The sequence below is a fragment of the Pseudomonas sp. A-RE-22 genome, from assembly GCF_019956035.1.
GTDB classification, from domain to species: Bacteria; Pseudomonadota; Gammaproteobacteria; order Pseudomonadales; family Pseudomonadaceae; genus Aquipseudomonas; species Aquipseudomonas brassicacearum.
In genome coordinates this window covers 21,412-45,012 of sequence record NZ_JAHBCZ010000088.1, presented here as the reverse complement: position 1 = coordinate 45,012, position 23,601 = coordinate 21,412, and the positions used below count along the sequence as shown (strand labels likewise).

The window sequence follows — 23,601 nt, the reverse complement described above, 5'->3', positions numbered from 1 at the left end:
CGATTCTGAACCTCAAAATGCCTGCAGGGAGTCGGCATTACACAAATCCCTTGCGATCAGTGCTTCGAGCGCTGGGTTGGCGTTTGGTTTCATGGGAGGATCCTGTTTGCGGATTCAGCGGAAATCACGGCTATGCACCTGGATACCCGCCAACAACTCGGTCAGGTCGCTCAGGCGCCCGGCGATCAAGTGGCGGACCTCGCCGACGCTTTCCCAGCGCCCGTCGACCCTGAGCAATTGCGAGCCCACCAAGGTCTTGCGCTGGCGTTCGGCCAAGTCGCGCCAGACCACCACGTTGAGGTTGCCGAATTCATCTTCCAGGGTGACGAAGGTTACACCGCTGGCCGTGCCCGGGCGTTGGCGGCCGGTGACCAACCCGGCGACGCTGACATTGCGCCCATGCTCCACATCCTGCAACTCCCGTGAACTGCGGCAGCGCCGGGCGCGCAGTTCGGGACGCAGCAGGGCCAGTGGATGAGGGCCCAGTGTCGTGCCGAGCGTGGTGTAATCGGCAAACAGGTTTTCCCCCAGCGTGGGTTTTGGCAGGGCCACGGGTGGTTCCTCCTGACTGGGCAAACCGGCGAACAAGCCCAGTTGCTTCTGCACCCCGGCCACTTCCCAGCGGGCACGATGGCGATCACCGGCCAAACCCTGCAAGGCACCGGCGTCGGCCAGTTGCGCCTGGGCCCGGGCATCGAGCTGCGCGCGCTCGCCCAAGTCGGCCACGTCGCTGAAGGGCCGATACCGGCGGGCCGCTTCGATACGGCGGGCATCCTCTTCGCGAAAGCCCTTGACCATGCGCAGCCCCATGCGAATCGCCGGTTGTCGGCCTTCCATGGGCTCGAGGCTGCAATCCCAATCGCTGGCACACACGTCCACCGGGCGGATCGACAGTTGATGCCGGCGGGCATCCTGGAGGATCTGGTCCGGGCTGTAGAACCCCATGGGCCAACTGTTGATCAGGGCACAAGCGAACGCGGCCGGTTCGTGGCATTTGAGCCAACTGCTGGCGTAGGTCAGCAAGGCGAAACTGGCGGCATGGGATTCGGGAAAGCCGTAATTGCCGAAGCCTTTGATCTGTTCGAAGATTTGCGCGGCGAATTCAGCGGTGTAGCCGTTTTTCTTCATCCCCTGCGCCAGGCGTTCCCGATGGGGCTCCAACCCACCGTGACGTTTCCAGGCAGCCATGGAGCGACGCAATTGGTCTGCTTCACCCGGGGTGTAATCGGCCGCAACGATGGCGATCTGCATGACCTGCTCCTGGAACAAGGGAACACCCAGGGTGCGGTTGAGCACTTGCTTCAACGCTTCAGAGGGATAAGTCACCGCCTCTTCTTTGTTTCTGCGCCGCAGGTACGGATGCACCATCCCACCCTGGATCGGCCCGGGCCGTACGATCGCCACTTCGATAACCAAATCGTAGAACGTCTTGGGCCTCAGCCGAGGCAACATCGACATCTGCGCCCGGGACTCGATCTGGAACACACCGATAGTATCGGCGCGGCTGATCATCTCGTAGGTCGCCCAATCATCCTGGGGCAGCGACGCCAGGGCGTAGCGCTGGCCCCGGTAGTGCTCGATCAAATCGAAACAGCGACGAATCGCACTGAGCATGCCCAGGGCCAGGATGTCCACCTTGAGCAGCCCGACCGCATCCAGGTCGTCCTTGTCCCACTGGATGATGGTGCGTTCGGCCATGGCGGCGTTTTCCACCGGCACCAGGGTGTCCAGGGGCTGCTCGGAAATCACGAAGCCGCCAGGGTGCTGGGACAAATGCCGAGGGAAACCGATCAATTGCCGGGTCAGGCTCAGGACCCGGCGCAACACCGGGCTGTCCGGGTCGAAGCCGCCTTCACGCAGGCGCTCCACTGGCGGCGCCTCGTCGCTCCAGCGGCCACAGCAATCGGCCAGGGCGTTGACCTGGTCCGGCGGCAGCCCCAGGGCCTTGGCCACATCGCGCACCGCGCCGGCGCCGTGGTAACTGCTGACCACCGCCGTCAATGCCGCACGATGACGACCGTAGCGCTGGAACACGTACTGCAGCACTTCCTCGCGACGGTCGTGTTCAAAATCGACGTCGATATCCGGCGGCTCGTTGCGCTCCCGGGACAGGAAGCGTTCAAACAACAGGCTGGTAAGGCTGGGGTCGATTTCGGTGATACCCAGGGCGTAGCACACTGCCGAGTTGGCCGCCGAACCACGCCCCTGGCAAAGGATATGGCGGCTGCGGGCGAAGCTGACGATGTCCTGTACGGTGAGGAAATAACTGTCATAGCCCAGCTCGGCGATCAGGCTCAGCTCCTTGTCGATCTGTGCCCGCACTTTGTCTGTCGCGCCATCCTTCCACCGCTCGCGCATGCCGCGCTCAGTCAGTTCCCGCAGCCAGGACGCCGGGTCATGCCCCTCGGGCACCAGCTCGCGGGGGTATTGGTAACGCAGTTGGCCAAGATCGAAGGTGCAACGCCGGGCGATGTTCAGGGTTTCGTCGAGCAAGGCCCGCGGGTAGAGATCGGCCAGATCCTTGCGGCTGCGCAGGTGGTGCTCGCCGTTGGGGTGCAGGCGCTGGCCAGCCTCGGCCACCGTGACGTGGTGGCGGATGGCGGTCATGGTGTCCTGCAGGGCACGACGGCCGCGCACGTGCATGTGCACATCACCACTGGCCACAACTGGAAGATCCAAGCGCTCGGCCAGCGCCAACGAGTCTGCCAACCGACGGCGGTCGTCCTGTCCACAATGCAACTGGACCGTCAGCCACAGGCGCCCGGCAAAGATCGACTGGAGCCAACGGCCATGTTCCTCGGCGTCTTTGCCCTCGGCTATCCACAACGCCAGCAGCCCCGACAAGGGCTGGTCGAAGTCCTCTCGCACAATGCGATAGTGACCCTTCTCGCTGCGACGTCGGGCGCGGGTGATCAGCCGGCACAAGGCTTGATAGCCCTCCAGGTTTTCCACCAGCAACACCAGCTTCGGGCCGTTCTCGACCTGGATTTCGCTGCCGACGATCAGTTGCAGTTCCAGTTCCTTGGCCGCCTGCCAGGCCCGGACGATTCCAGCCAGTGTGCATTCATCGGTGATCGCCAGTGCCTGGTAGCCCTCTTGCCTGGCCCGACGACACAGCTCCAGGGCACTGGAGGCGCCGCGTTGGAAGCTGAAGTTCGACAGGCAATGCAGCTCTGCATACTCGACGCTCATGCGAACCAGCCCTGCAGCCACAACGGCCCGCCCTCGCCCACCGTTCGATAGGCCCAGCCACGTTGTCCGCTGCGGGTTTCGATCAGGTAGTAGTCACGGCGTACGTCGGCGCCGTCCCACCAACCGGTCTCGATGCGTTCCGGGCCCATGAGGATTCGCGCCTGGCTGTCCTGCAGCAGCTGGGCTTCATTCAGCAGCCAGCCGGGACGCTGCACGCCAGCGCGCACCGGACAGGCCTGGGGCCGGGGTTGCGGTGTCATTTGCCAGGCGCATTCAGGTCGATGGTCATCGCGAAACCCCAGGCCCTGCACCGCGTCATCCCCCAGCCGCGCCCGCAGGCGTTCGCGCAGTTGCTCCCAGGGCAAGGACTGTTGCGGGCGCTCGTCGAACAGCTCCAGGCGCTGGGGCACGAAACTCGGCAGGTCCTCGGCACACAAGCGAAAACCCCGCACTGGGGCCGCGACCTGTACCTGTTCCAAGCGACCGCGGGCCAGTTCGAAGAGCATCGCAGGGTCCCGTTCGGCGCTGAGCAAGCCGACCTTGATCAGCGTGTCCGGCAAACCGGCGTGCTCCAGGTGCAGGTCGAAGCGCTGCACGCCGCTGTCGCGACCGCACAGGAAGGCCGACAAGTCACCGGTCAGCCGGCGCAACGGAAACAGCAGCGCCTGATGGGACTGAACGTCGTAGTTGAGTTCGATGCGCACATCGAAACGGTCTGGCGGCAGGTAGAACGACAGCGCCAGGGTGCGACTGCCCGTCAGCGCGTCGAGGTGCTTGAGCACCTGGGCCTCGAAGCGCCGAGCCAGGGTCTGCCGGGGCAAGGCCTGGACCTGGCTCAGACGGCGCAGGCCCATGCGCGACAGCGCCGTGGCGACCTCGGGTTCCAGGCCGATCCGCTCCACGGGCATGTCTCCCAGGCATTGTTGCAAGGTCTCGGCGTCGGGCACCACCAGGGCGTCATAGGCATTGGCCAACACCCGCGCCGCCACCGGATTGGGCGCGGCGACGATGCGATGACGAAAACCCAGCTCGGTCAGCTCGGTCCGCAAGCGCGCCTCGAACACCGGCCAGGGGCCAAACAGGCCCAGGCTCGACTCGATCTCGAACAGCAGCGTACGCGGGTAATGCACGCTGACCTGGGAGCTGAAACGGTAGGCCCAGGCCGCCAGGAACTGTTGCCAGTGTTCGATTTGCGCCGCGTCGTATTCGGCGGTGGCAAAGCCTTTGCTCAAGGCCTGGGCGGCGGTCATGGTCTGGCCGGGACGCAAGCCCAGAGCCCGTGCCGGCGCATTCACCGCTTGCAGCACCCGACGCTGTGCCGGACCGGTCAGCAATGCCAGGGGCTGGTCGGGATCGGGGCGCTGACGCAGCGCGGCGTCCAGCGCCAATTGCGGGAAGAGAATACAGACCCAGCGCATCGCAACCTCAATGCCCGGTTTGTGGGGCGAGCGTGGCAAAGGCAATCGGCGCCGAACGAGCCACCCCGCCGCGGCATTTGAGCACGCGCAACTGCGCCGGCCGGGTATCGATGGCGATGCGCAGCGCCGCCGGCGACGGGTTGATGGCCTCCTGGATCGAGCGCCAGGCGAATGCCAGGGTCTGGCCGGTTTCCGCCGCCACTTGCAAACGGCGCAAGGCCCGGTCGTCCGCCTGGCGGGGCCAGCACAGGACCGCGCCACAACTGCCCGAACGCAAGCACTGTTCGGTGGCCCACAGGGCATCGCGCTCATCGGCGCGGATCACCGACAACTGTTGCAGGTCGACGCCAGCGTTCTGCCAGGCCTGGGGATAGGGCACGAACGGTGGCGCCACCAGCACGATCCGCTCCCCCGCCGCCGACAGCCGCGCCAGGGTCGGCCACACCAGTTGCAACTCACCCACGCCCGGCGCGGCGATAAGCAGTTCCGTCAACGCCGCCTCCGGCCAGCCACCACTGGGCAACGCCGCATCCAGCGCCGCATGGCCGGTGGGTTGCGGGCTGGCGGCTGGCGGCGCAGGCCGACCCTTCCAGACCTGGCCGCCGTTGAACAGCGTGTCCAGCGCAACGACGGCGCCCATCAGCCTTGCCTCACCAAGCCACAGAACACCCCTTCTATCGCCAGGTCCTGATCGGCCTCGACGATGATCGGCTGGTAGGCCGGGTTGCGCGGCAACAAACGCACCCGCTCGCCAATGCGCTCGAAGCGCTTGATGGTGACTTCACCGTCCAGACGCGCCACGACAATCTGGCCGTTGGCGGCCTGCGGTGTGCGCTGCACGCCCACCAGGTCACCGTCGAGAATGCCGTCCTCGATCATCGAATCGCCCTGGACCCGCAGCAGGTAATCCGGCGCCTTGGTAAAAATCGCCGGGTCCAGCATCAGGCGGCTGTGGACCTCGGCATCGGCACCAATCGGCAGCCCGGCGGCCACTCGCCCCAGCACCGGCACGTCCAGCAACTCGGGTCGTGGTGGCTGGTTCAGCAAGCGAATGCCCCGGGCCTGGTGCGGATTGACCTCGATGAAACCGGCTTCGGTCAGCGCCAGCACATGCTTGCGCGCCACACTGCGGGAGGCAAAACCAAACGCCTCGCTGATTTCAGCGAGGCTGGGAGGCTGGCCCTGATCGGCGATGCGTTCGCGGATGAAAGTCAGGATGGCGGTACGGCGGGGAGTGAGAGTCGTCATGGAGTACATTTGTACTCTTTAAGGATTTTTCTGACAAGCGCCGCCAGTCAGTTCACAGCGGGAGCAATCTCTGGCCACAGGTATCAACACTTTTCCTCAAGTGAACAGCATTACCTTGTGGGAGCGAGCCTGCTCGCGAAGGCATCAGGCCATTCGACATCCATGGAGGCTGACCCACCGCCATAGCGGGCAAGCTTTGCTCCCACAGTTGGATCGAGGTACGGCTGCAGAACCAGGCCGACTGTCAGGTCGCTTCCCACACGGCTTGAGAAATACTGTTTGGACATACCCTTAGAGCCGGGCGTCGGCGCTCTCGTTGCGAAATGCGCTCGGGCTCATGCCTGTCCAGCGTCGGAACGCCCGGCGAAAACTGCGCACATCGCTATAGCCGACTTCTTCAGTGATGCGCTCGATGGACAGTCCAGGGTTGGCCAACAGGTTCAGGGTCCGGCCACGGCGCACTTGTTCGAGCAAGGCCTCGAAGGTCAGGTTGTGTTCGGTCAGGCGCCGACGCAGAGTGCGGCTGCTCATGTTGAGATCGCTGGCGATTTTCTCGATATGGCTGCCCCGGGTCAGGTCCCGGGCAATCGCCCGTTCCACGGTCTGGATCAGATCGATTTTCTGGTGTACCTCGGTGGTCTCCTGCTCCAGCAAGGCCAATGCCTGGCGCAGGGCCAACGGGTGGTGATTGGGCAAACGCATATCCAGCCAGCGCACGTCGATCAGCATGCGATTGTGTCGGCAACCGAAGTGCACATCCGGTCCCAAAATCCGCTGGTATTGCTGGGCATAGGACGGCGCGGCGTGCATGAACTCCACGGCCTGGGGCTTGAAGTCGGGCCCCGCCAGCGCCCGGCCATAGACCATCAGGCTGGCGAAGAACTCTTCCACGGCAAACACCTGGATCTCGGCGAAAGGCAGGCGGCAGATCGCCTCGACCATTATGCGGTCAGTGGCTTCTTCGACGCTGGCCACGGCGATGCCGCCGCTAGTGTGCTGGTAACGGACGCCCAGGGCGAAGGCATCGCGCAGGGTTTCGCACAGCGATAAGACGTGGCCCAACAGGCCGAGGGTGCCAAGCACGTTGCGGTCGCCCACCCACAACCCCAGCCCCTGGTCGGGTAACAGCTTGAGCGCCCGTTGAATCATGACCACGGCCTGGCGGTAGGAAATGCGCTGGGCGGGATCTTGCAGATCATCGAGGCCGAACCCCAGGCCGCGACACAGGCTGGCGGCATCGAAGCCTTTGTCCGCCACCACTTCGGCCAGGGTCTGCAGCAGGAATGGCGATACCAGCGCCAATTCATAGGTCGGGTCGATGACTTTCATCTGCATGGGGCGGGTTCCGGAGCACGTTAGGTGGCGTTTTTGTAACCGGTTGTTTCACAAAGTTAGCATGCCCCAGCGGATCGAGGGGCACAAAAATCTGGCCGCCCAAGTCCCCTGTATGGCCGCCAATACCCTGCCCTGTTGGCGGCGAACGGCTTATTTGTATGGCTCGGACTTTCGGTGCATCACCAACAATAATAATGAGCCCCCACATGAACCCGATCCGCACGACACTCGCCTTGCAATTGACCCTCGGCCTGGCCTGCGCCAGTGCCTTGCCGGCCCTGGCTACCGAAGCCGGGGTCGACAACATCGGCCCCGGTACAGATGGCTTCTTCATGCTGCCGCTGGAGGTCGACAGCCTTCCGGACAACATGGTTGCGTTCAACGTCTACTACAACCACTACAAGGCCCGGAAGCTCAACATCAGTTCGTTGGGCGGCGAAGTGCCGAATGTCGAAATCGAATCCACGGCGGTGATCCCGCGCATCGATTACTTGAGCCCGTTGCGGGTGGCCGGTGGGCGCCTGGGGATCTACATCGCCCAGCCGTGGCTCAAGCAGGAAGTCTCGGTGTTCGGCCTGCATGACACCCGCGAGGGCATGGGCGACACCACGATTTCGCCCATCGTGCTCTGGGACATGGGCAAGAACCTGACCCTGGCCGCGGCGGTGGAAATCACCGTGCCGACCGGCGAATACAGCACTGATCGACTGGCCAATACCAGCAACAATTTCTACACCTACAAGCCGCTGTTTTCCTTCACCTGGCTGCCCACGGAAAACACCGAGGTGTCGATGAAAACCACCTACAGCTTCAACCGCAAGAACAAGGACACCGACTACCGTTCGGGGCAGATTTTCCACTTCGATTATTCCGCCAGCTACCGCCTGACCGACAACGTGATGCTGGGGCTCAACGGCTACTACCTCAAACAGACCACCGACGACAAACAGTACGGCCGCACCGTGCAATTCGCCGGGCAGGACGTCGACGATGGTGTGCGCGGCCAAGTCTTCGCCATCGGCCCGGCGCTGCACCTGACCTTCCTCAAGTACGCCAGCGCCGAAATCCGCTGGGCCAAGGAATTTGCAGTGGAGAACCGCACCGAGGGCGAAATGCTCTGGGCAAAGATCAGTATTCCGTTTGCGTTTTGAATGGATGCAGCCATACCCCTTGTTTTGTCATAAGACCGAGTCGCCTGCTTCGCGAGCAGGCTCGCTCCCACAGGTTCTTCCTTCAGCTCAAACCCAGAATCGATGAAAGATGCCCATTGAGGAACTTGCCGCTGGGGTCCAGCGCCTGGCGCACCTCGGTGAATTCCGTCCAGCGCGGGTACAGCGCCTGGAGCGCCTTGGCGTTCAGGGAATGCAATTTCCCCCAATGCGGACGACCCTGGTATTTCCAGAAGATCGGCTCGATGGCGGCAAAGAAATTGTGATGGTCCATCTGGTAATGCTGGTGCACCGAGATCGAGCAACTGTCCCGGCCTTCGAACATGCTCAAGGCAATGTCGTCGGCCTTCACGTAGCGGTATTCGATGGGAAACCAGGTGCGCAGGTCCTTGTCGCGGATCAGCGCCAGAATCTCCCGCAGGCACGCCGGGCCGTGTTCGGCCGGCACCGAGTACTCCATCTCGTTGAAGCGCACGGTGCGAGCGTTGGCATAGATGTCATGGGAGTCACCGACCCGGTCGTCGAAATCGGCCACCAGCCGCAGGCTGTTGAGCAGCGCTCGCCGGATCGCTGGAAAGTCGCTGCCGTACTTGTCGAGGTTTTCGATCAGACTGACGAATTCGTTGCCGCCCTCCTCCTCGGGGCTGATCGGCGGCGTGGCCGGATCGGTGGTTTCGTTCAGGGCGATCGACAACGCATAGTCGGAATGGGTGACGACCTGCATTTCCCAGTGCTGGTTGTCCCGGGTGTTGGTGTCCACGTCTTCGAGCAACTCCTCGGTTATCGCCACCCATTGGTGCTCGCGCAAGCGATAGGCGGCGCGGTTCTGCAGGCGCACGCGGGTCACCAGCCCCAGCGCGCCAAGGGACACCCGAGCGGCCTTGAACACTTCAGGATGACGCTGGGCATCACAATCGAGGACCGCACCGCTGGCCGTCACCAGTTGCAGGCCGACCACTTGGGACGCGTACGAGCCGAAGGCCTTGCCAGTGCCGTGGGTCGAGGTGGCGATGGCACCGGCCAGGGTCTGGTAATCCACGTCGGCCATGTTCGGCAGTGCCTGGCCGATGGCCTTGAGCGCCGGGCCCATGCGGGACATGGGCGTGCCGCCGCCGAACTCGGCTTGCAGGCTGGCTGCATCATGAGCCAACAGGCCGCTGAAAAAACTCAGCGACAACAAGGTGCCGTCAGTGGGCACCAGGGCACTGAAGGAATGCCCGGAACCCACCGGACGAATCCGCCCTTCGGCGCGTCTCACCACGCTCACCAGTTCATCGAGGTCCTTGGGGGCCAGGCGCGCCGCCGGCAGGCAACTCTGCGCACCGGACCAGTTGCGCCATGGAATCAGCCGCGGCGCGCGCATCAGCTCGGCCAGGGCGCCCTGGCTGCCCAGGGCCGTAAAGGCTGCGACAACGCCGGCCTGTTGCAGCAACCGGCGCCGTGAGGAGTCCATCGTCATGCCGTAGTACCCGTAGTTATTATTGGAAGTGTTGGCCGGACATGAAGGCAATCAGGGCCAGGAACTGCTCTTCGGAACAGTGCATGCACAGGCCCATCGGCGGCATGCCGTTGTAGCCGTTGATCACGTGGTCCAGCAGGGTGTCGGCGCCCTGGGCCACCCGTGGCGCCCAGGCGTTCGTATCGCCGGTCAACGGCGCCCCGGCAGCGGGGTTGGCGTGGCAGAGCTTGCAGCTGCTGTCGTAGACCTGGGCCAGCGCCGCATCGCTGGGCATGGCCGTGAACACCGTGGGCGCGGGCGGCTTGGCCTCTTCGCCGCACCCTGTGAGCAGGGTGCCGAGCAGCACGATGAAGGCTGAGTGGAACACGGTTGAAGGCGTGGTAGCCGGCATAGTGGCCCTCTCGGCGGCGCTTTTGTTGTGGGTCAACACTAAGGCACGCCACTGCATCGGCTTGAGGTCATTGGGGGCCATAAAAGGGGGCTTGGGCGGCCAGGACATATGCACCCTGGCGAGGGAGCTTGCTCAGGGCAACAGCAGCCCCTGCTCACGCTCGCACAACTGCACCACGTAATCCCACAGCACCCGCAATCGCACGGATTTGTGCAGTTCGCGACGAGTGCTGATCCAGTAACTGCGGCGGATGGTTTCGTCCGGCAGCAACGGCACCAGCGTCGGGTCGCCGCTGGCCATGTAGCAAGGCAGCACGGCGATCCCCAGGCCCGAGCGCGCGGCCTGTTGCTGAGCGATGACGCTGGTGCTGTGGAACACCACCCGAGGGTTGCGGCAGAAGCTGTTGAGGAACATCAGTTCCTGGCTGAACAGCAGGTCATCGACATACCCGATCCAGGCGTGGCGGGCCAGGTCCTCGCGGCTGCGCAGTGCTGGCGAGCGGTCCAGGTAGGCCTGGCTGGCGTACAGCGCCAGGCTGTAGTCGGTGAGTTTGCGGGTGACCAGCAGGTCGGCCGCCGGGCGTTCGAGGTGAATGCTGATTTCCGCCTCACGGTTGAGGATGCTGACAAAGCGCGGCACCGCCACCAGTTCCACTTCCAGCCCCGGATAACGCTGGAACAGCCCGTCCATGCGACTGGCGAGGAACATGATGCCCAGCCCTTCGGTCACCCCCAGGCGGATCTTGCCCAGGGGCGCACTGGATTGGGTGATGTCCTCCTGGGCCAGCAACGCCACGTTTTCCATGGCTTCGGCGTGCTTGAGCAGCGTCTCGCCGGCCGGGGTCAGTTCATAGCCCTGGGCATGCTGGACAAACAGCGCGGTGCCCAGGCTTTTCTCGATGGCCTCGATGTGCCGGGCCACGGTGGCGTGGGTGGTGTTCAGCCGTCGTGCAGCCGTCAGCAGACGCCCGCTGCGTTGCAGCTCCAGGAAATAACGCAGGTCATTCCAGTCGAACATGAGGCGATCCTTGAACGCGCCTGAAGGCATGACTGTTTATAAACGCACAGCCGCTGCGCAAAAACTAACATTCTTTTGACGAAAACTAACAACTAGGATGGATCCCACAAAAACAAGAATGAGGTCGCGAATGCAACCTGTCGTCGATGAATACGATTACGTGATCGTGGGCGCCGGCCCTGCCGGATGCCTGCTGGCCAATCGGCTGTCGGCCAATCCGCAACACCGGGTGCTGCTGCTCGAAGCCGGTGGGCGCGACAACTATCCGTGGATTCACATCCCGGTCGGCTACCTGTTCTGCATCGGCAACCCACGCACCGACTGGTGCTTCAAGACCGAAGCACAACCAGGCCTGCAAGGGCGCGCCTTGAGCTACCCCCGCGGCAAGGTCCTGGGTGGCTGCTCCTCCATCAACGGCATGATCTACATGCGCGGCCAGGCGACGGACTACGACAGCTGGGCCGCCGAGGGCAATTCCGGCTGGGCCTGGAACGATGTGCTGCCGCTGTTCCGCCAGAGTGAAAACCACTTTGCCGGCGCGTCCGAATTCCACGGCGCCGCTGGGGAATGGCGGGTCGAACGCCAGCGCTTGTCATGGCCGATTCTCGATGCCTTCCGCAGCGCCGCCGAACAGAGCGGCATCCCCAACGTCGACGACTTCAACAGCGGCGACAACGAAGGCTGCGGCTACTTCCAGGTCAACCAGAAAGCCGGGGTACGCTGGAACGCGGCCAAGGCGTTTCTCAAGCCGATTCGCCACCGCGCCAACCTCACGGTATTGACCGACGTCGAGGTCGACCGCGTGTTGCTGCGTGACGACCGCGCCCACGCCGTCAGCGCCCGCTGGCAAGGCAAGGGCATGACCTTCAAGGCCCGCAAGGAAATTGTCCTGTGCGCCGGAGCCGTTGGCTCGCCGGGCATCCTGCAACGTTCCGGGATCGGCTCGCGCAACCTGCTGCAACGCCTGGGCATCGGTGTGACCCATGAACTGCCCGGTGTCGGCGGCAACTTGCAGGACCACCTGCAACTGCGGCTGATCTACCAGTTGGAAAACGCCCGCACCCTGAACCAGATCGCCGGCACCCTGTGGGGCAAGATGGGCATGGGCCTGCGCTACCTGTACGACCGCAGCGGCCCACTGTCCATGGCCCCCAGCCAGCTCGGTGCATTCGCCCGCTCGGGCCCGGAACAGGCCTCGGCCAACCTCGAATACCACGTACAACCGTTGTCCCTGGAACGCTTCGGCGAACCGCTGCACAGCTTCCCGGCGTTCACCGCATCGGTCTGCGACCTGCGCCCGCAAAGCCGTGGCCGGGTGGACATTCGTTCGCCCGACCCGCACGAAGCACCGCTGATCCAACCCAATTACCTGAGCCATCCCGAAGACTTGCGGGTCGCCGCCGACGCCATCCGCCTGACCCGACGCATCGTCGCGGCCCCGGCCCTGAGCGCGTTCAAACCGGTGGAATACCTGCCGGGCCCCAGCCTGCAAACCGAAGAGGAGCTGCACCAGGCCGCCGCCCGGATTGGCACGACGATTTTCCACCCGGTCGGCACGTGCCGCATGGGCCAGGATCGCGACGCGGTGGTGGATGCGCAACTGCGTGTCCACGGCATCAAGGGCCTGCGCATCGCCGACGCCTCGATCATGCCGCGCATCACCTCGGGCAACACCTGCTCGCCGACCTTGATGATTGCCGAGAAGGCGGCGCAGATGATGCTTGAGGCAGACACGAGAATCACCACGCCCCAGAAGGAGCCGGCCACGGTCTGAAAAACAGCAGAGCCCCCTTGTGGGAGCGAGCAAGCTCGCTCCCACAAGGGGATGGGTCGATTCAAGGAAAGTGTGTCAAATCAGGAGACGCCACCCCGGCGTCGCAGTGGAACAACAAAAACAATCACTGTGAGGGATACCGCTATGTCCGAGCATGTTCAGTCCCTGGAAGCCACGCGCAGCGTCGGCACCAGCCAGGAAACCCAGAAAGTCATCTTCGCCTCGTCCTTGGGGACGGTGTTCGAGTGGTACGACTTTTTCCTCTATGGCGCCCTGGCGGCGGTGATCAGCAAGCAGTTCTTTGCCGGGGTCAACGACACCACCGCGTTCATTTTCGCCCTGATGGCGTTCGCCGCCGGCTTCATCGTGCGGCCATTCGGGGCACTGGTGTTCGGCCGGCTGGGGGACATGATCGGGCGCAAATACACCTTCCTGGCGACCATCATCCTCATGGGCCTGGCGACGTTCTGCGTCGGCCTGCTGCCCAACTACGCCAGCATCGGCATCGCCGCGCCGATCATCCTGGTGGTGTTGCGCATGCTCCAGGGCCTGGCCCTGGGCGGTGAGTACGGTGGCGCGGCGACCTACGTTGCCGAGCACGCGCCAATGGGCAAGCGCGGTTTTCATACCAGCTGGATTCAGTCCACCGCTACCCTCGGGCTGTTGCTGTCGCTGCTGGTGGTGCTGGGCTGTCGCTACTTCACCGGCGATCAGTTCGAAGTCTGGGGCTGGCGCATTCCGTTCCTGCTGTCGATCCTGCTGCTGGGCATCTCCACCTGGATTCGCCTGAGCCTGCATGAGTCGCCGGCCTTCCTGAAAATGAAAGAAGAAGGCAAGTGCTGCAAGGCGCCGATCCGCGAATCCTTCGGCAAATGGGAGAATCTCAAGGTGGTGCTGATCGCCCTGTTCAGCATCAACGCCGGGCAAGCGGTGACCTTCTATGCCGCGCAGTTCTACGTGCTGTTTTTCCTCACCCAGTTCCTGAAGATGGACCCGGCCCTGGCCAACAGCTTGCTGATTGTCAGCGTGGTGATCGGCGCACCGTTCTTCATCTTTTTCGGCTGGCTGTCGGACAAGGTCGGGCGCAAACCGGTGCTGATGATCGGCCTGCTGCTGGCCACCGCGCTGTACTTCCCGATCTTCAAGACCCTGGCCCACTACGCCAACCCGGCCATCGACCAGGCGAGCCGCCAGGCACCGATCACCGTGATCGCCGACCCGGCAACCTGTACCTTCCAGTTCGACCCGGTGGGCAAGGCGCGTTTCGACAGCCCTTGCGACAAGGTCAAGACCTTCCTGGTCAAGCAAGGCCTGCCCTACAGCAGCGTCGCGGCCCCGGCCGGCAGCACGGTGCAGGTCAGCGTCGGTGACGTGAAACTCGAAGGTTACGACGAAGCCGCCCTGCGCGGCGCCGTGACCCTGGCAGGCTACCCGCAACAGGCCGATACCCAGCAGATCAACCGGCCGATGATCGTGGCCTTGATCGTGGCGCTGATCATCATCTCCGCGATGTGCTACGGACCGCTGGCAGCGTTGATGGTCGAACTGTTCCCGACCCGCATTCGCTACACCTCCATGTCCCTGCCCTATCACATCGGCAACGGTTGGTTCGGCGGCTTCCTGCCCACCGTGTCGTTCGCCCTGGTGGTCTACACCGGGGATATTTTCTACGGGCTGTGGTACCCGGTGGTGATCACCGGGGTGAGCCTGGTGGTGGGCATGATCTGCCTGCGGGAAACCCGGAACGTGGACCTGGATAAAAACTGAGGATGAAACCGTGGCGAGGGCACTGGTGCCCTCGCCAGCGGATCAGAAACGCGCCTTCACGGTCATGGTGAAGTTGCGCGGCTCACCGTAATAGTTACCGAAACCCTCGGTGCCGATGGTGGTGTAGTAGCGCTTGTCGAACAGGTTGTTGCCATTGAGGGCCAACGACCAGGTGTCATCGATGCGGTAGCCGACGCGGCCATTCCACACGGCATAACCGGCCTGGGTGATCTTCTCGCCCGTCGCTGGCGATACCCGGAAGTTGTCGCTTTGGGCATTGACCCCGGCACCGACACTGAACCGTTCGAACGCTCCGCCGAGGGCATAATCGCCCCACAGGCGCAGCACATGACGCGGCACATAACTGTTGAACGAACCACCGTTGAGGCTGGTGTCTATGTCGCTGAGGGTCTTGGTCTGGGTGTAGGTGTAGCCGGCAAGCAGTTGCAGGCGCTCGATGACTTCACCGCTGATCTCGGCTTCGAAGCCCTGGGCGCGAACCTTGCCGGAGTTCTCATAGCAGTAACCGTCCGAGGACGCACAACTTGAGTTGTAGTCGGTCTGCGCCTGGTCTTTCTGCAGCGTGCGGAACAGGTTGAAAGCGCTGTTCAAGCGTCCCTCGAACCACTCGCCCTTGATCCCCAACTCATAACTCTCGCCCACCAGGGGCTTGAGCGCCGCGCCGCTTTCGGAGCGATAGTTGCCCTGGGGCGTGAAGATATCCGAATAACTGGCATAGGCCGTCAGGTGCTCATTGAGGTCCAGCAGCACGGCGGCAAACGGCGTGACCTGGCCGGTCTCCGTGCTCTTGGCGTGCTCCGAACCACCCGTGAGGAACACCGAGTCGGTCTTGGAGCGGTACCAGCTCACCCGACTGCCGACGACAAAGGTCAGCGGGTCCGCCAGTTTCAGGCGCAGGGTCGAATACATGCCTTGCTGCTGGGTAACGGTCTTGACCGGGCCACCGCGCGTCGAGTTTTCGATGAAGTAACTGTCGTCCGGTTCGGGAATATGTCGATCCGGATCGAACACGTTCTGCTTCTGTGGCAGCAGTGCCACCGAGAAGAAGTCATCCTTGTCCGAACGACTGGCGTTGAAACCAACGATCAATTCATGTTGCTGCCCCAGGGCGTCGAACTTGCCGTCGAGATAGGCGTCGAGGCCGTAATCGACCTGGTCGTAGTCGTACATGCTGCCCAGCAGGTTGGTGGTCGAGGTGCCTGGCGCCACCGAACCCGATGCAAAGGCGTATTTGATGTCCTGGGTATTTTTCGTATAGACACCGGCGACCTTCACCGCCCAGTCGTCATTGAGCTGATGCTTGAGATCGCTGAACACCGTGGTCCGCTGGCTGCGCCAAGTGTTCCACGACGGATCCAGGCAAGTGGAACGGCTGAGTTTCAGATCGCTGCCGTCCCGGTAGCGAGGAAGCCCGCCCCAGCAAGGGCTTGCATCGACGTCTTCATAGGCAACGCCCACGCCGAGCATCGTGTCGGGCGACAGATCGAAATCCAGGGCACCGTAATAAATCTGGTCCTTGCGCTGGGCATCGTCGTAGAAATAATGCCGGCTCTGCTCGGCGATCACCGCCCTGCCCCGCACGGTGCCGGAATCATTCAGCGGGCCACCGGTATCGACCTGCCCGCGGTAGTTGTCCCAAGTGCCGCCCGAGAGGCTGAGTTCGGTCTGGGCCGTGGCCTGGCCACGCTTGCGGACAAAATTGACGCCACCGGAAGTACCGCCCGCGCCTTTCATCATCCCTGCGGCACCGCGCAGGACTTCGACCCGGTCGTAATAAGCCATGTCGCTGCTGAAACTGTCGGCCTGGACATAGCTGTTGCCCATGTCCAGCGGAACGCCGTCGTATTGATACTGACCGGACATCCGGAACCCACGGGAATAGAAATACTTGCCGCCCATGGTCGAGTCGTAGACGGTGATGCCGGGGGTCTTTTCCATCACTTGATCGATGGTATTGAGGTTCTGGTCATCGAGCATCTTGCGGGTGATCACCGTCACCGACTGCGGCGTTTCGCGCAGGGAGTGCTCGCCCTTGCCGATGGTCACCGCGCCCGTCGTGTAGGAACCACTGTTCTCGGTGGTCGCCCCGAGCATCTGTGCCTCGATGCTGGTTGCTCCCAGTTCCATGACCGAACCGTTGGCAGGTAACCGGCGCAGCACGTACGTGCCGTTGGCCTGGGGCTCAGCTTGCAGGCCGCTTCCGCCAAGAATGCGAGCGAAGCCGTCAGCCACGCCGAAAGAACCTCTCAGGCCGGGCGATTGCAGATCCTCCAGTTGCCGGGCATCAAACGAAAGGGCGACACCGGCGGCGCTGGAGAAACGGGTCAGCACATCCACCAGGCTGCCGGCGCCGATATCGTAGGCCTGCACCGAACGCTGCTGCACCGAGGCGCCTGGAACCGGGTTGGCATTCACGGCCGTGGCGCCGACGGTGGTGACAGCCAGCAAGCCGATTTTCACTGCAAACACCAGACGGCCTGGCGCGCTTACCCAAGGCATATTTCCCCTCCCCAAAACGGTCGATAAAAACTCACTGAGGAAGAGCCGAACGATGAGGCTGAAAAGTGCAGGGGCGGATATTTTTATTACACAGCGTCACCGCCGCTCGCCACCTGCGACCTGGACCCAGAATCGGCTGTAGCGCGTCACCCGCAACGAAAAGCCGCTCTCCAACGCCGCCAGGGCGAGGTCAGTGTTATCGACAGGAAACACACCGGAGACCTTCAAGTCGCCAATCGCCGGGTCCCAGCGCAGCACACCGGGGCGATAGCGCGACAGTTCATCCAGCAGCGCCGCCAGGGGACGGTCAATGGCGATGATGCTGCCCTTCTGCCAGGCACCAACCGACACATCGTTGCCCCGCAACGTGCCCAGCGACCGCTCATTGAAATCCAGGCGCTGGCCGGCTTCGACCCGCCTCCTTGACCCCATCGCCGGCAGACTCACCTCGACCGCTTTCTCCAGCACCGCTACTTCGCCGCCTCGCGCCTCACCACGGACGATAAACCGCGTGCCCAGCGCAAGCACCTCGACCGGCCCCGTCACCACTTTGAACGGACGCCGCAAGGGATCAACCGCCGTCGTCACGAGCACCTCACCCCGCAACAGCTCCACGAGCCGCTGCTGTCCATCGAAACGAACATTGATCGAGGTATCGGTGTTGAGCAGGACCGTGCTGCCATCAGCCAGTTGGAACTCGCGACGCTCGCCCACGGCGGTGCGGTAATCGCAAAACAGGTTTTGGCTTGCCTGACTGCGCCAGCCCAGCCAGCCCAGGCCGCCAGCGGACGTCAGCAGCAAAACGCTACGCAATACCTGGCGGCGGGATCGATGGTGGGCGTCGCTCAAGGTCGGTGCGGCCAGGGCGCCCGGTACGCTTGCCATCTGCTCGGCCACTGCCGCCATGCGTTGCCAGGCTTGGCCGTGCAGCGGATCGGCAGCCAGCCAGGCGCGCCAGTCGGCCCGGTCCGCGTCGGTGGTGATACCGGAATGCAGCCGGGCGTACCACTGCGCCGCCACGCGAATGGCGTGCAACTCTTCAGGGGGCAGGTTCATGAAAGCTGCAGTTGAATCTGCATCAGGCAGCAATGCTCCATGGCCTTGGCCATGTGATTGTTGACCGTGCGTACGCTGACACCCAGGCGTTCGGCAATTTGCGGGTAAGTCAGGCCATCGAACTGCGACAGGATGAACGCCTGCCTGACCCGCGGCCCCAGCCCCAGGAGCAAGCGGTCGATCTCCATCAGGGCCTGGAGCATGATTGCCTGCTCTTCCAGCGAGGGGTGCTGCTCTTGCGGCATGGCCGCCAATACTTCGAGGTAGGATTGCTCCAGCGAGCGACGGCGAAACAGGTCGATCAACAGCCCTTTGGCGATCATCGACAGGTACGGTCGTGGCTCACGGATATCCAGCGCAGTGCGCGCCTTGATGACCCGCACAAACGTATCCTGGGCAAGGTCCGCGGCATCGAAGGTGTTGCCCAAACGCTTGCGCAGCCAGCCCTGGAGCCAACCATGATGATCACTGTACAGAACGTCGACAGCACTGCGTAGGGACAGATCGTTGGCGGACATGGCAATGGAATAATTCGCGACTGATAATGACTCGCATTGTCATGGAGCCTATCGCCGCTTGCAACCCAAACATGCCCGGCCACCACCCACTCGCTGGAATGACTCAGTTCATGGAGTGACTTTTTACCGTGCTTTCCACCAGGTCCAGCATCTGTCCCAGCGCCCAGGGCTTGGCGATGAACGAAGCATGATGCTTGATTCCCGCGCTTTCCGGGGTCTCGAAACCGGACATGATCAGCAGCGGTATCTGCGGCCAGCGGTCGCCGGTCAGGTTGGCCAGGTCCGCGCCGTCGATCTTTCCGGGCATGGTGATATCCGTGAGCAACAGGTCGACGTAATGGGCGCTCTCTTCGAGAAACGTCAACGCCGCGTCGGCGCTTTCCCGAGGCTCCACGACAAACCCTTCCTCCTCGAGAATTTCACAGAGGAACTCCAGGATGGTCGGATCATCTTCCACAACGAGAATCAAACGTGTAGTCGCCTGGCCGTTGCCATTTGGCATCGAATTCATGAAAGTGACTCTCCTTGACCTCATAAAACCTTCTTTGCGGCAACAACCGCCTTGAAGTTATGAGCAATCCCCCTGCGAGAAATTCATTCTGTGTGCCAACAGGCCGCCGAATGTCATGCCAGAGCCGTCCTGGCAACGCAGCGCAACGCTTTTTATCTGTATATCCATACAGATAAAACTTGCCCTGGCGCGCATCCATGACCATGCTACAGCCCCATGAAAATCTGCTCGGGAAAAGGGCGCTATGCAGCTGTACCTGTGTGAAAAACCGTCCCAGGCCAAGGACATCGCCGCCGTGCTCGGTGCCACGCGCCGTGGCGACGGTTGCTGGCTGGGCCCTGGCATCACGGTCACCTGGTGCATCGGCCATCTGCTGGAAACCGCCCCACCCGACGCCTACGACGCGCGCTACAAGCGCTGGGTACTGGCCGACCTGCCCATCGTGCCGGCGCAATGGAAAATGACCGTCAAGCCGAAAACCGCCAGCCAGTACAAGGCGGTCAAGCGCCTGCTGGGGGAAGCGAAGGAATTGGTGATCGCCACCGACGCCGACCGCGAAGGCGAAATGATCGCCCGGGAGCTGGTGGAACATTGCCGTTATCGCGGGCCGATCCGGCGGCTATGGCTGTCGGCCCTGGACGAAGCATCGATCCGCAAGGCCCTGGCCGCCCTCAAGCCGGGGGCCGAAACCTTCAACCTGTATCACTCGGCGCTGGGCCGTTCCCGGGCCGACTGGCTGATCGGCATGAACATGAGTCGCCTGTTCACCCTGCTGGGGCGCCAGTCCGGCTACCAGGGCGTGTTGCCGGTGGGCCGCGTACAGACACCCACGCTGCGCCTGGTGGTGGACCGCGACCGCAGCATCGCCGACTTCGTACCGATCGCCTATTGGGCCATCGACGTGCAGCTCAGCCACGAAGGCACGGCGTTCACCGCCCAGTGGCGCGCCGACCCGGACGCCTGCGACGACCAGGAGCGCTGCCTGAACCAGGCCCTGGCCCGAGACGCGGCCATGGCCATGAGCAACGCCACCAGCGCCCGGACGCTGAAAGTGCGCACCGAGCGTCTGCGCGAAGCGGCACCCTTGCCCTTCGACCTGGGCACGCTGCAGGAAGTCTGCTCGAAGAAACTCGGCCTCGGCGCCCAGGAAACCCTGGACATCGCCCAGTCGCTCTACGAGACCTACAAGCTCATCACCTACCCTCGCAGCGATTGCGGTTTCCTGCCCTTGAGCCAGCACAGTGAAGCACCAGCCATCCTGGCCGCCCTCGCCCAGGCCGACCCAAGCCTTGCACCGCTGCGCGAGCACCTGCAGCCGCAACGCAAGTCCCGGGCCTGGAACGACGCCAAGGTCAGCGCCCACCACGGCATCATTCCCACCGCCGCCGCCAGGAACCTCGACAAACTCGCCGGCAAGCAGCGCGCGGTCTACACGCTGATTCGCGCGCGCTACCTGGCGCAGTTCCTGCCCAACCACGAATACGACCGGACCCAGGCCGACTTCGACTGTGCCGGCCAGGCGCTGCGGGCCGTGGGCAAGCAGATCGTCGAACCCGGCTGGAAACGCGCCCTGCCCGAAGCGCTGGCCCCGGCCAGGGGCCGTGAAGCACCGGCGCCGCAGACCTTGCCGGCGCTGGCCGAAGGCCGCGACTGCGCCGTGGACGAGGTGAAACCCAAGGACCTGTGGACCCAACCGCCCAAGCCGTTCACCGAAGGCGACCTGATCAAGGCGATGAAGAACGTCGCCAAACTGGTAGAAGATCCGCTGCTCAAGCAAAAGCTCAAGGACACCACCGGCATTGGCACCGAAGCGACCCGGGCCTCGATCATCCAGGGGCTGCTCGACCGCGGTTACCTGGTGAAAAACGGCAAGGCGCTGTCCGCCACCCCGGCGGCCTTCAGCCTGATCGACGCCGTGCCCCGGGCCATCGCCGACCCGGGCACCACGGCCATCTGGGAGCAGGCGCTGGACATGGTGCAAAGCGGCGAAATGAGCCTGGAGGAATTCGTGACCCGACAAGCCGCCTGGATGAGCAAGCACGTCGCTCGCTGCCAGGGCATGAGCCTGACCATCAGCGGCCCGGCCAGCCCCGCCGGGCGCGGCGCAACGCCGTGGAAAAACAAACGCAAGCCGGCCAAGCGCAAGGCTGGCGGCGCACCGCGCAAGGCGAGCAAGGCCAAGGCGACCTGAGCAGCGGCTCACCGAAGACATGGAACCTGTGGCAGAAGATCTGTGGGAGCAAGGCTTTGTGGGAGCAAGGCTTGCCCGCGAAGCAGGCGACTCGGTTCCAGATCGACCGTGTGATCTTCATCGCGGGCAAGCCTTGCTCCCACAGATAAATCCGCGCCTTCGCCAATTTTTCATACCCAAACCGTTTTGTCCGACAATATGTAGTGACCAAAAATAATCACTACAAAACCGTTGACGCCTCCGATTTGCCCTTGCATGATGCAGACGTCTCCCCGATCGGGAGTACAGGCAACTGTTTGAGCAAGCTCGTCTGACCGCCGAGCTGTTTTTTGGATAAGGGACTGCCCACAAGGCAGATTGAAGGTGCTGACCTGGCCTGACCGTCCGGTAACAAGGACGAGAAACGCCGGCGATCAATCCTCATGACGCGTGTGGTTCGACCCTCGAAAGTTGACACTGCCTGAAGATTCTTCGCTGTTTCTCTTCGTTGTAGCGCATTTGCGTAGCAGCCCTTCGATAAGACTACACAACCGATGCACGACCCTGTCGAAGTTCGACGGAAGAATGCTGACGGCCTGGTTTCGGTAGCAGGCAGGTACTTACCGAGTAGCGAAGTTTTTGCGAACCACCAGACAGATCAACCAAATGGTCAAGGGGCTTACACATGAATCTGAATAATCAACCATCTATTGATGAACTGGCTCGCATATTCGCAGCACACAAGGACACTCTCGACAGCCATATCCTGTGGATCAGCAAGACTGGCCAGGTGCATATGGACTGCCTGTCGCCCTACACCCGCGAAGACGAGTTCGAAAAGAACACGCAAGAGCTGGGTGCCCGGCTGAAGATGTACCGTCGTGGCCAGGGCTACGTTGGCAAGAAGGCCGCGGCCGACAAAGACTTCATCGGTCGCGTGTTGCAAACGCTGACCCAGGCCTGGCAGTCGATGCAGAACACTTCTGAGGTCCGGGTCATCGACCGCCTCTGCTGATCACTACTCAACAAAAAGGCCCGCTCCTGGATCAGGAGCGGGCCTTTTTTTGTGAGGCAGGTTCTAGAACACCGACCAGCCGATCCGCTGGCTCATCAACTCCAGCGCCGCCATGCCGGCCAGGGAGTTGCCGGCGACGTTGAGCTCAGGCGACCAGACGCACACCGTGAACCGCCCCGGCACCACGGCGACAATCCCGCCACCGACCCCGCTCTTGCCCGGCAGGCCGACGCGATAAGCGAAATTGCCGGCCTCATCGTACAAACCGCTGGTGGCCATGATGGAATTGACCTGCTGGGTTTGCCGGGCGCTGAGGATCTGTTCGCCGCTGTGCTTGCAGAACCCGTCGTTGGCCAGGAAGCAGAATGCCCGTGCCAGGTCGACACAGCTCATCCGCAGGGCGCAGTGGCTGAAGTAACTGCGCAGTACCGCTTCCACATCGTTATGGAAATTGCCGAACGATTGCATCAGGTACGCCATCGCCGCGTTGCGGGCGCGGTGCTGGTATTCCGATTCGGCGACCTTGCCGTCCACCATCACCTGTGGGTTACCCGACAGACGGCGTACGAAATCGCGCATCGACAGCGCCGGGGCGGCGAAACGCGACTGGTTTATATCGCAGATCACCAACGCGCCGGCATTGATGAACGGGTTGCGTGGTCGACCGCGTTCGAATTCCAGTTGCACCAGGGAATTGAACGGTTGGCCGGACGGCTCATGGCCCAGGCGCTCCCAGATCGCTTCGCCGGAATGCCCGATGGCCTGCACCAGGCTGAACACCTTGGAAATACTCTGCACCGAAAACGCTGTTTCGGCGTCGCCGGCGCAATACAACTCGCCGTCGTTGCCATACACGGCAATGCCCAACTGGTTGGGCGCCACAGTGCCCAGGGCCGGAATGTAGTCGGCCACCTTGCCCTGACCAATCAGGGGGCGAACCGCATCGAGGATCTCGTTCAACAGTGCTTGCATATGCGCGGGGTCCAGTCATTCCCCGTTCGAGTGCGGGGATACAGACGCTAGACGCTGGTGGGCGAGGTC

18 protein-coding genes are annotated in these 23,601 nt (G+C 63.0%); 5 read left to right on the top strand and 13 right to left on the bottom strand.

All coding sequences use genetic code 11. The features are described from left to right. Nucleotides 1-114 precede the first annotated feature (114 nt). From KGA89_RS28810 to KGA89_RS28790, 5 genes are all read right to left on the bottom strand, one after another. Nucleotides 115-3,192 (bottom strand): error-prone DNA polymerase, encoded by a 3,078-nt coding sequence (locus KGA89_RS28810; RefSeq protein ID WP_223473134.1) that lies wholly within the window; start codon nucleotides 3,190-3,192, stop codon nucleotides 115-117. Next, nucleotides 3,189-4,610: a Y-family DNA polymerase gene (locus KGA89_RS28805; protein WP_003200166.1), complete on the bottom strand. Its 1,422-nt coding sequence runs from the start codon at nucleotides 4,608-4,610 to the stop codon at nucleotides 3,189-3,191. The genes KGA89_RS28810 and KGA89_RS28805 overlap by 4 nt, the downstream gene beginning before the upstream one ends. Before the next feature lie 7 nt (nucleotides 4,611-4,617). Continuing rightward, nucleotides 4,618-5,250, bottom strand: a complete 633-nt coding sequence (imuA, locus tag KGA89_RS28800) for a translesion DNA synthesis-associated protein ImuA (protein WP_003200164.1) — start codon at nucleotides 5,248-5,250, stop codon at nucleotides 4,618-4,620. Then, nucleotides 5,250-5,867 carry a transcriptional repressor LexA gene (gene lexA, locus KGA89_RS28795; protein ID WP_013692700.1) on the bottom strand — a complete coding sequence of 206 codons (618 nt, stop codon included), beginning with the start codon at nucleotides 5,865-5,867 and terminating at the stop codon, nucleotides 5,250-5,252. The genes imuA and lexA overlap by 1 nt, the downstream gene beginning before the upstream one ends. 282 nt (nucleotides 5,868-6,149) lie before the next feature. Next, nucleotides 6,150-7,193, bottom strand: coding sequence for an AraC family transcriptional regulator (locus tag KGA89_RS28790; RefSeq protein ID WP_223473133.1), 1,044 nt, complete (start codon nucleotides 7,191-7,193; stop codon nucleotides 6,150-6,152). Nucleotides 7,194-7,399: 206 nt separating this feature from the next. Here KGA89_RS28790 and KGA89_RS28785 point away from each other — a divergent pair, with 206 nt between their 5' ends. Then, nucleotides 7,400-8,344, top strand: a complete 945-nt coding sequence (locus KGA89_RS28785) for a transporter (protein WP_223473132.1) — start codon at nucleotides 7,400-7,402, stop codon at nucleotides 8,342-8,344. Nucleotides 8,345-8,426: 82 nt separating this feature from the next. Here KGA89_RS28785 and KGA89_RS28780 read toward each other — a convergent pair whose 3' ends face one another. The 3 genes from KGA89_RS28780 to KGA89_RS28770 all read right to left on the bottom strand — a co-directional run bounded on the left by KGA89_RS28780 (nucleotide 8,427) and on the right by KGA89_RS28770 (nucleotide 11,229). Continuing rightward, nucleotides 8,427-9,725 carry a D-arabinono-1,4-lactone oxidase gene (locus tag KGA89_RS28780; RefSeq protein WP_223473190.1) on the bottom strand — a complete coding sequence of 433 codons (1,299 nt, stop codon included), beginning with the start codon at nucleotides 9,723-9,725 and terminating at the stop codon, nucleotides 8,427-8,429. Between the two features lie 115 nt (nucleotides 9,726-9,840). Further along, nucleotides 9,841-10,212 (bottom strand): c-type cytochrome, encoded by a 372-nt coding sequence (locus tag KGA89_RS28775; protein ID WP_223473131.1) that lies wholly within the window; start codon nucleotides 10,210-10,212, stop codon nucleotides 9,841-9,843. Between the two features lie 132 nt (nucleotides 10,213-10,344). Beyond that, nucleotides 10,345-11,229, bottom strand: a complete 885-nt coding sequence (locus tag KGA89_RS28770) for a LysR family transcriptional regulator (protein ID WP_053123328.1) — start codon at nucleotides 11,227-11,229, stop codon at nucleotides 10,345-10,347. Between the two features lie 130 nt (nucleotides 11,230-11,359). On the opposite strand from KGA89_RS28770, the gene KGA89_RS28765 reads away from it, so the two are divergent. Together KGA89_RS28765 and KGA89_RS28760 are read left to right on the top strand one after the other, a co-directional pair. Further along, nucleotides 11,360-13,003: a GMC family oxidoreductase gene (locus tag KGA89_RS28765; RefSeq protein WP_038858847.1), complete on the top strand. Its 1,644-nt coding sequence runs from the start codon at nucleotides 11,360-11,362 to the stop codon at nucleotides 13,001-13,003. Between the two features lie 144 nt (nucleotides 13,004-13,147). Further along, nucleotides 13,148-14,770, top strand: coding sequence for an MFS transporter (locus tag KGA89_RS28760; protein WP_003200149.1), 1,623 nt, complete (start codon nucleotides 13,148-13,150; stop codon nucleotides 14,768-14,770). A 42-nt stretch (nucleotides 14,771-14,812) separates the two neighbouring features. On the opposite strand, the gene KGA89_RS28755 is transcribed toward KGA89_RS28760, so the two are convergent. The 4 genes from KGA89_RS28755 to KGA89_RS28740 form a co-directional block, all read right to left on the bottom strand. Continuing rightward, nucleotides 14,813-17,290, bottom strand: coding sequence for a TonB-dependent siderophore receptor (locus KGA89_RS28755; protein ID WP_223473130.1), 2,478 nt, complete (start codon nucleotides 17,288-17,290; stop codon nucleotides 14,813-14,815). A gap of 96 nt (nucleotides 17,291-17,386) precedes the next feature. After that, nucleotides 17,387-18,346, bottom strand: coding sequence for a FecR domain-containing protein (locus KGA89_RS28750; protein WP_223473129.1), 960 nt, complete (start codon nucleotides 18,344-18,346; stop codon nucleotides 17,387-17,389). Beyond that, the gene (locus tag KGA89_RS28745; protein ID WP_003200143.1) at nucleotides 18,343-18,864 is read right to left on the bottom strand and encodes a sigma-70 family RNA polymerase sigma factor; all 522 of its coding nucleotides are present in this window, start codon (nucleotides 18,862-18,864) and stop codon (nucleotides 18,343-18,345) included. The genes KGA89_RS28750 and KGA89_RS28745 overlap by 4 nt, the downstream gene beginning before the upstream one ends. Nucleotides 18,865-18,967: 103 nt before the next feature. Beyond that, the gene (locus tag KGA89_RS28740) at nucleotides 18,968-19,375 is read right to left on the bottom strand and encodes a response regulator (RefSeq protein ID WP_003200142.1); all 408 of its coding nucleotides are present in this window, start codon (nucleotides 19,373-19,375) and stop codon (nucleotides 18,968-18,970) included. Nucleotides 19,376-19,619: 244 nt separating this feature from the next. On the opposite strand from KGA89_RS28740, the gene KGA89_RS28735 reads away from it, so the two are divergent. Both KGA89_RS28735 and KGA89_RS28730 read left to right on the top strand, forming a co-directional pair. Beyond that, nucleotides 19,620-21,566 carry a DNA topoisomerase III gene (locus tag KGA89_RS28735; protein WP_223473128.1) on the top strand — a complete coding sequence of 649 codons (1,947 nt, stop codon included), beginning with the start codon at nucleotides 19,620-19,622 and terminating at the stop codon, nucleotides 21,564-21,566. Nucleotides 21,567-22,230: 664 nt separating this feature from the next. Continuing rightward, on the top strand, nucleotides 22,231-22,560 hold the full coding sequence (locus tag KGA89_RS28730; RefSeq protein ID WP_003200138.1) for a hypothetical protein: 330 nt from the start codon (nucleotides 22,231-22,233) through the stop codon (nucleotides 22,558-22,560). Between the two features lie 63 nt (nucleotides 22,561-22,623). Here the strand turns inward: KGA89_RS28730 and glsB are convergent, their stop codons facing one another. Beyond that, entirely contained in the window at nucleotides 22,624-23,532 is a 909-nt protein-coding gene (glsB, locus tag KGA89_RS28725) for a glutaminase B (RefSeq protein WP_003200136.1), read from the bottom strand. Between the last annotated feature and the right edge of the window lie 69 nt (nucleotides 23,533-23,601).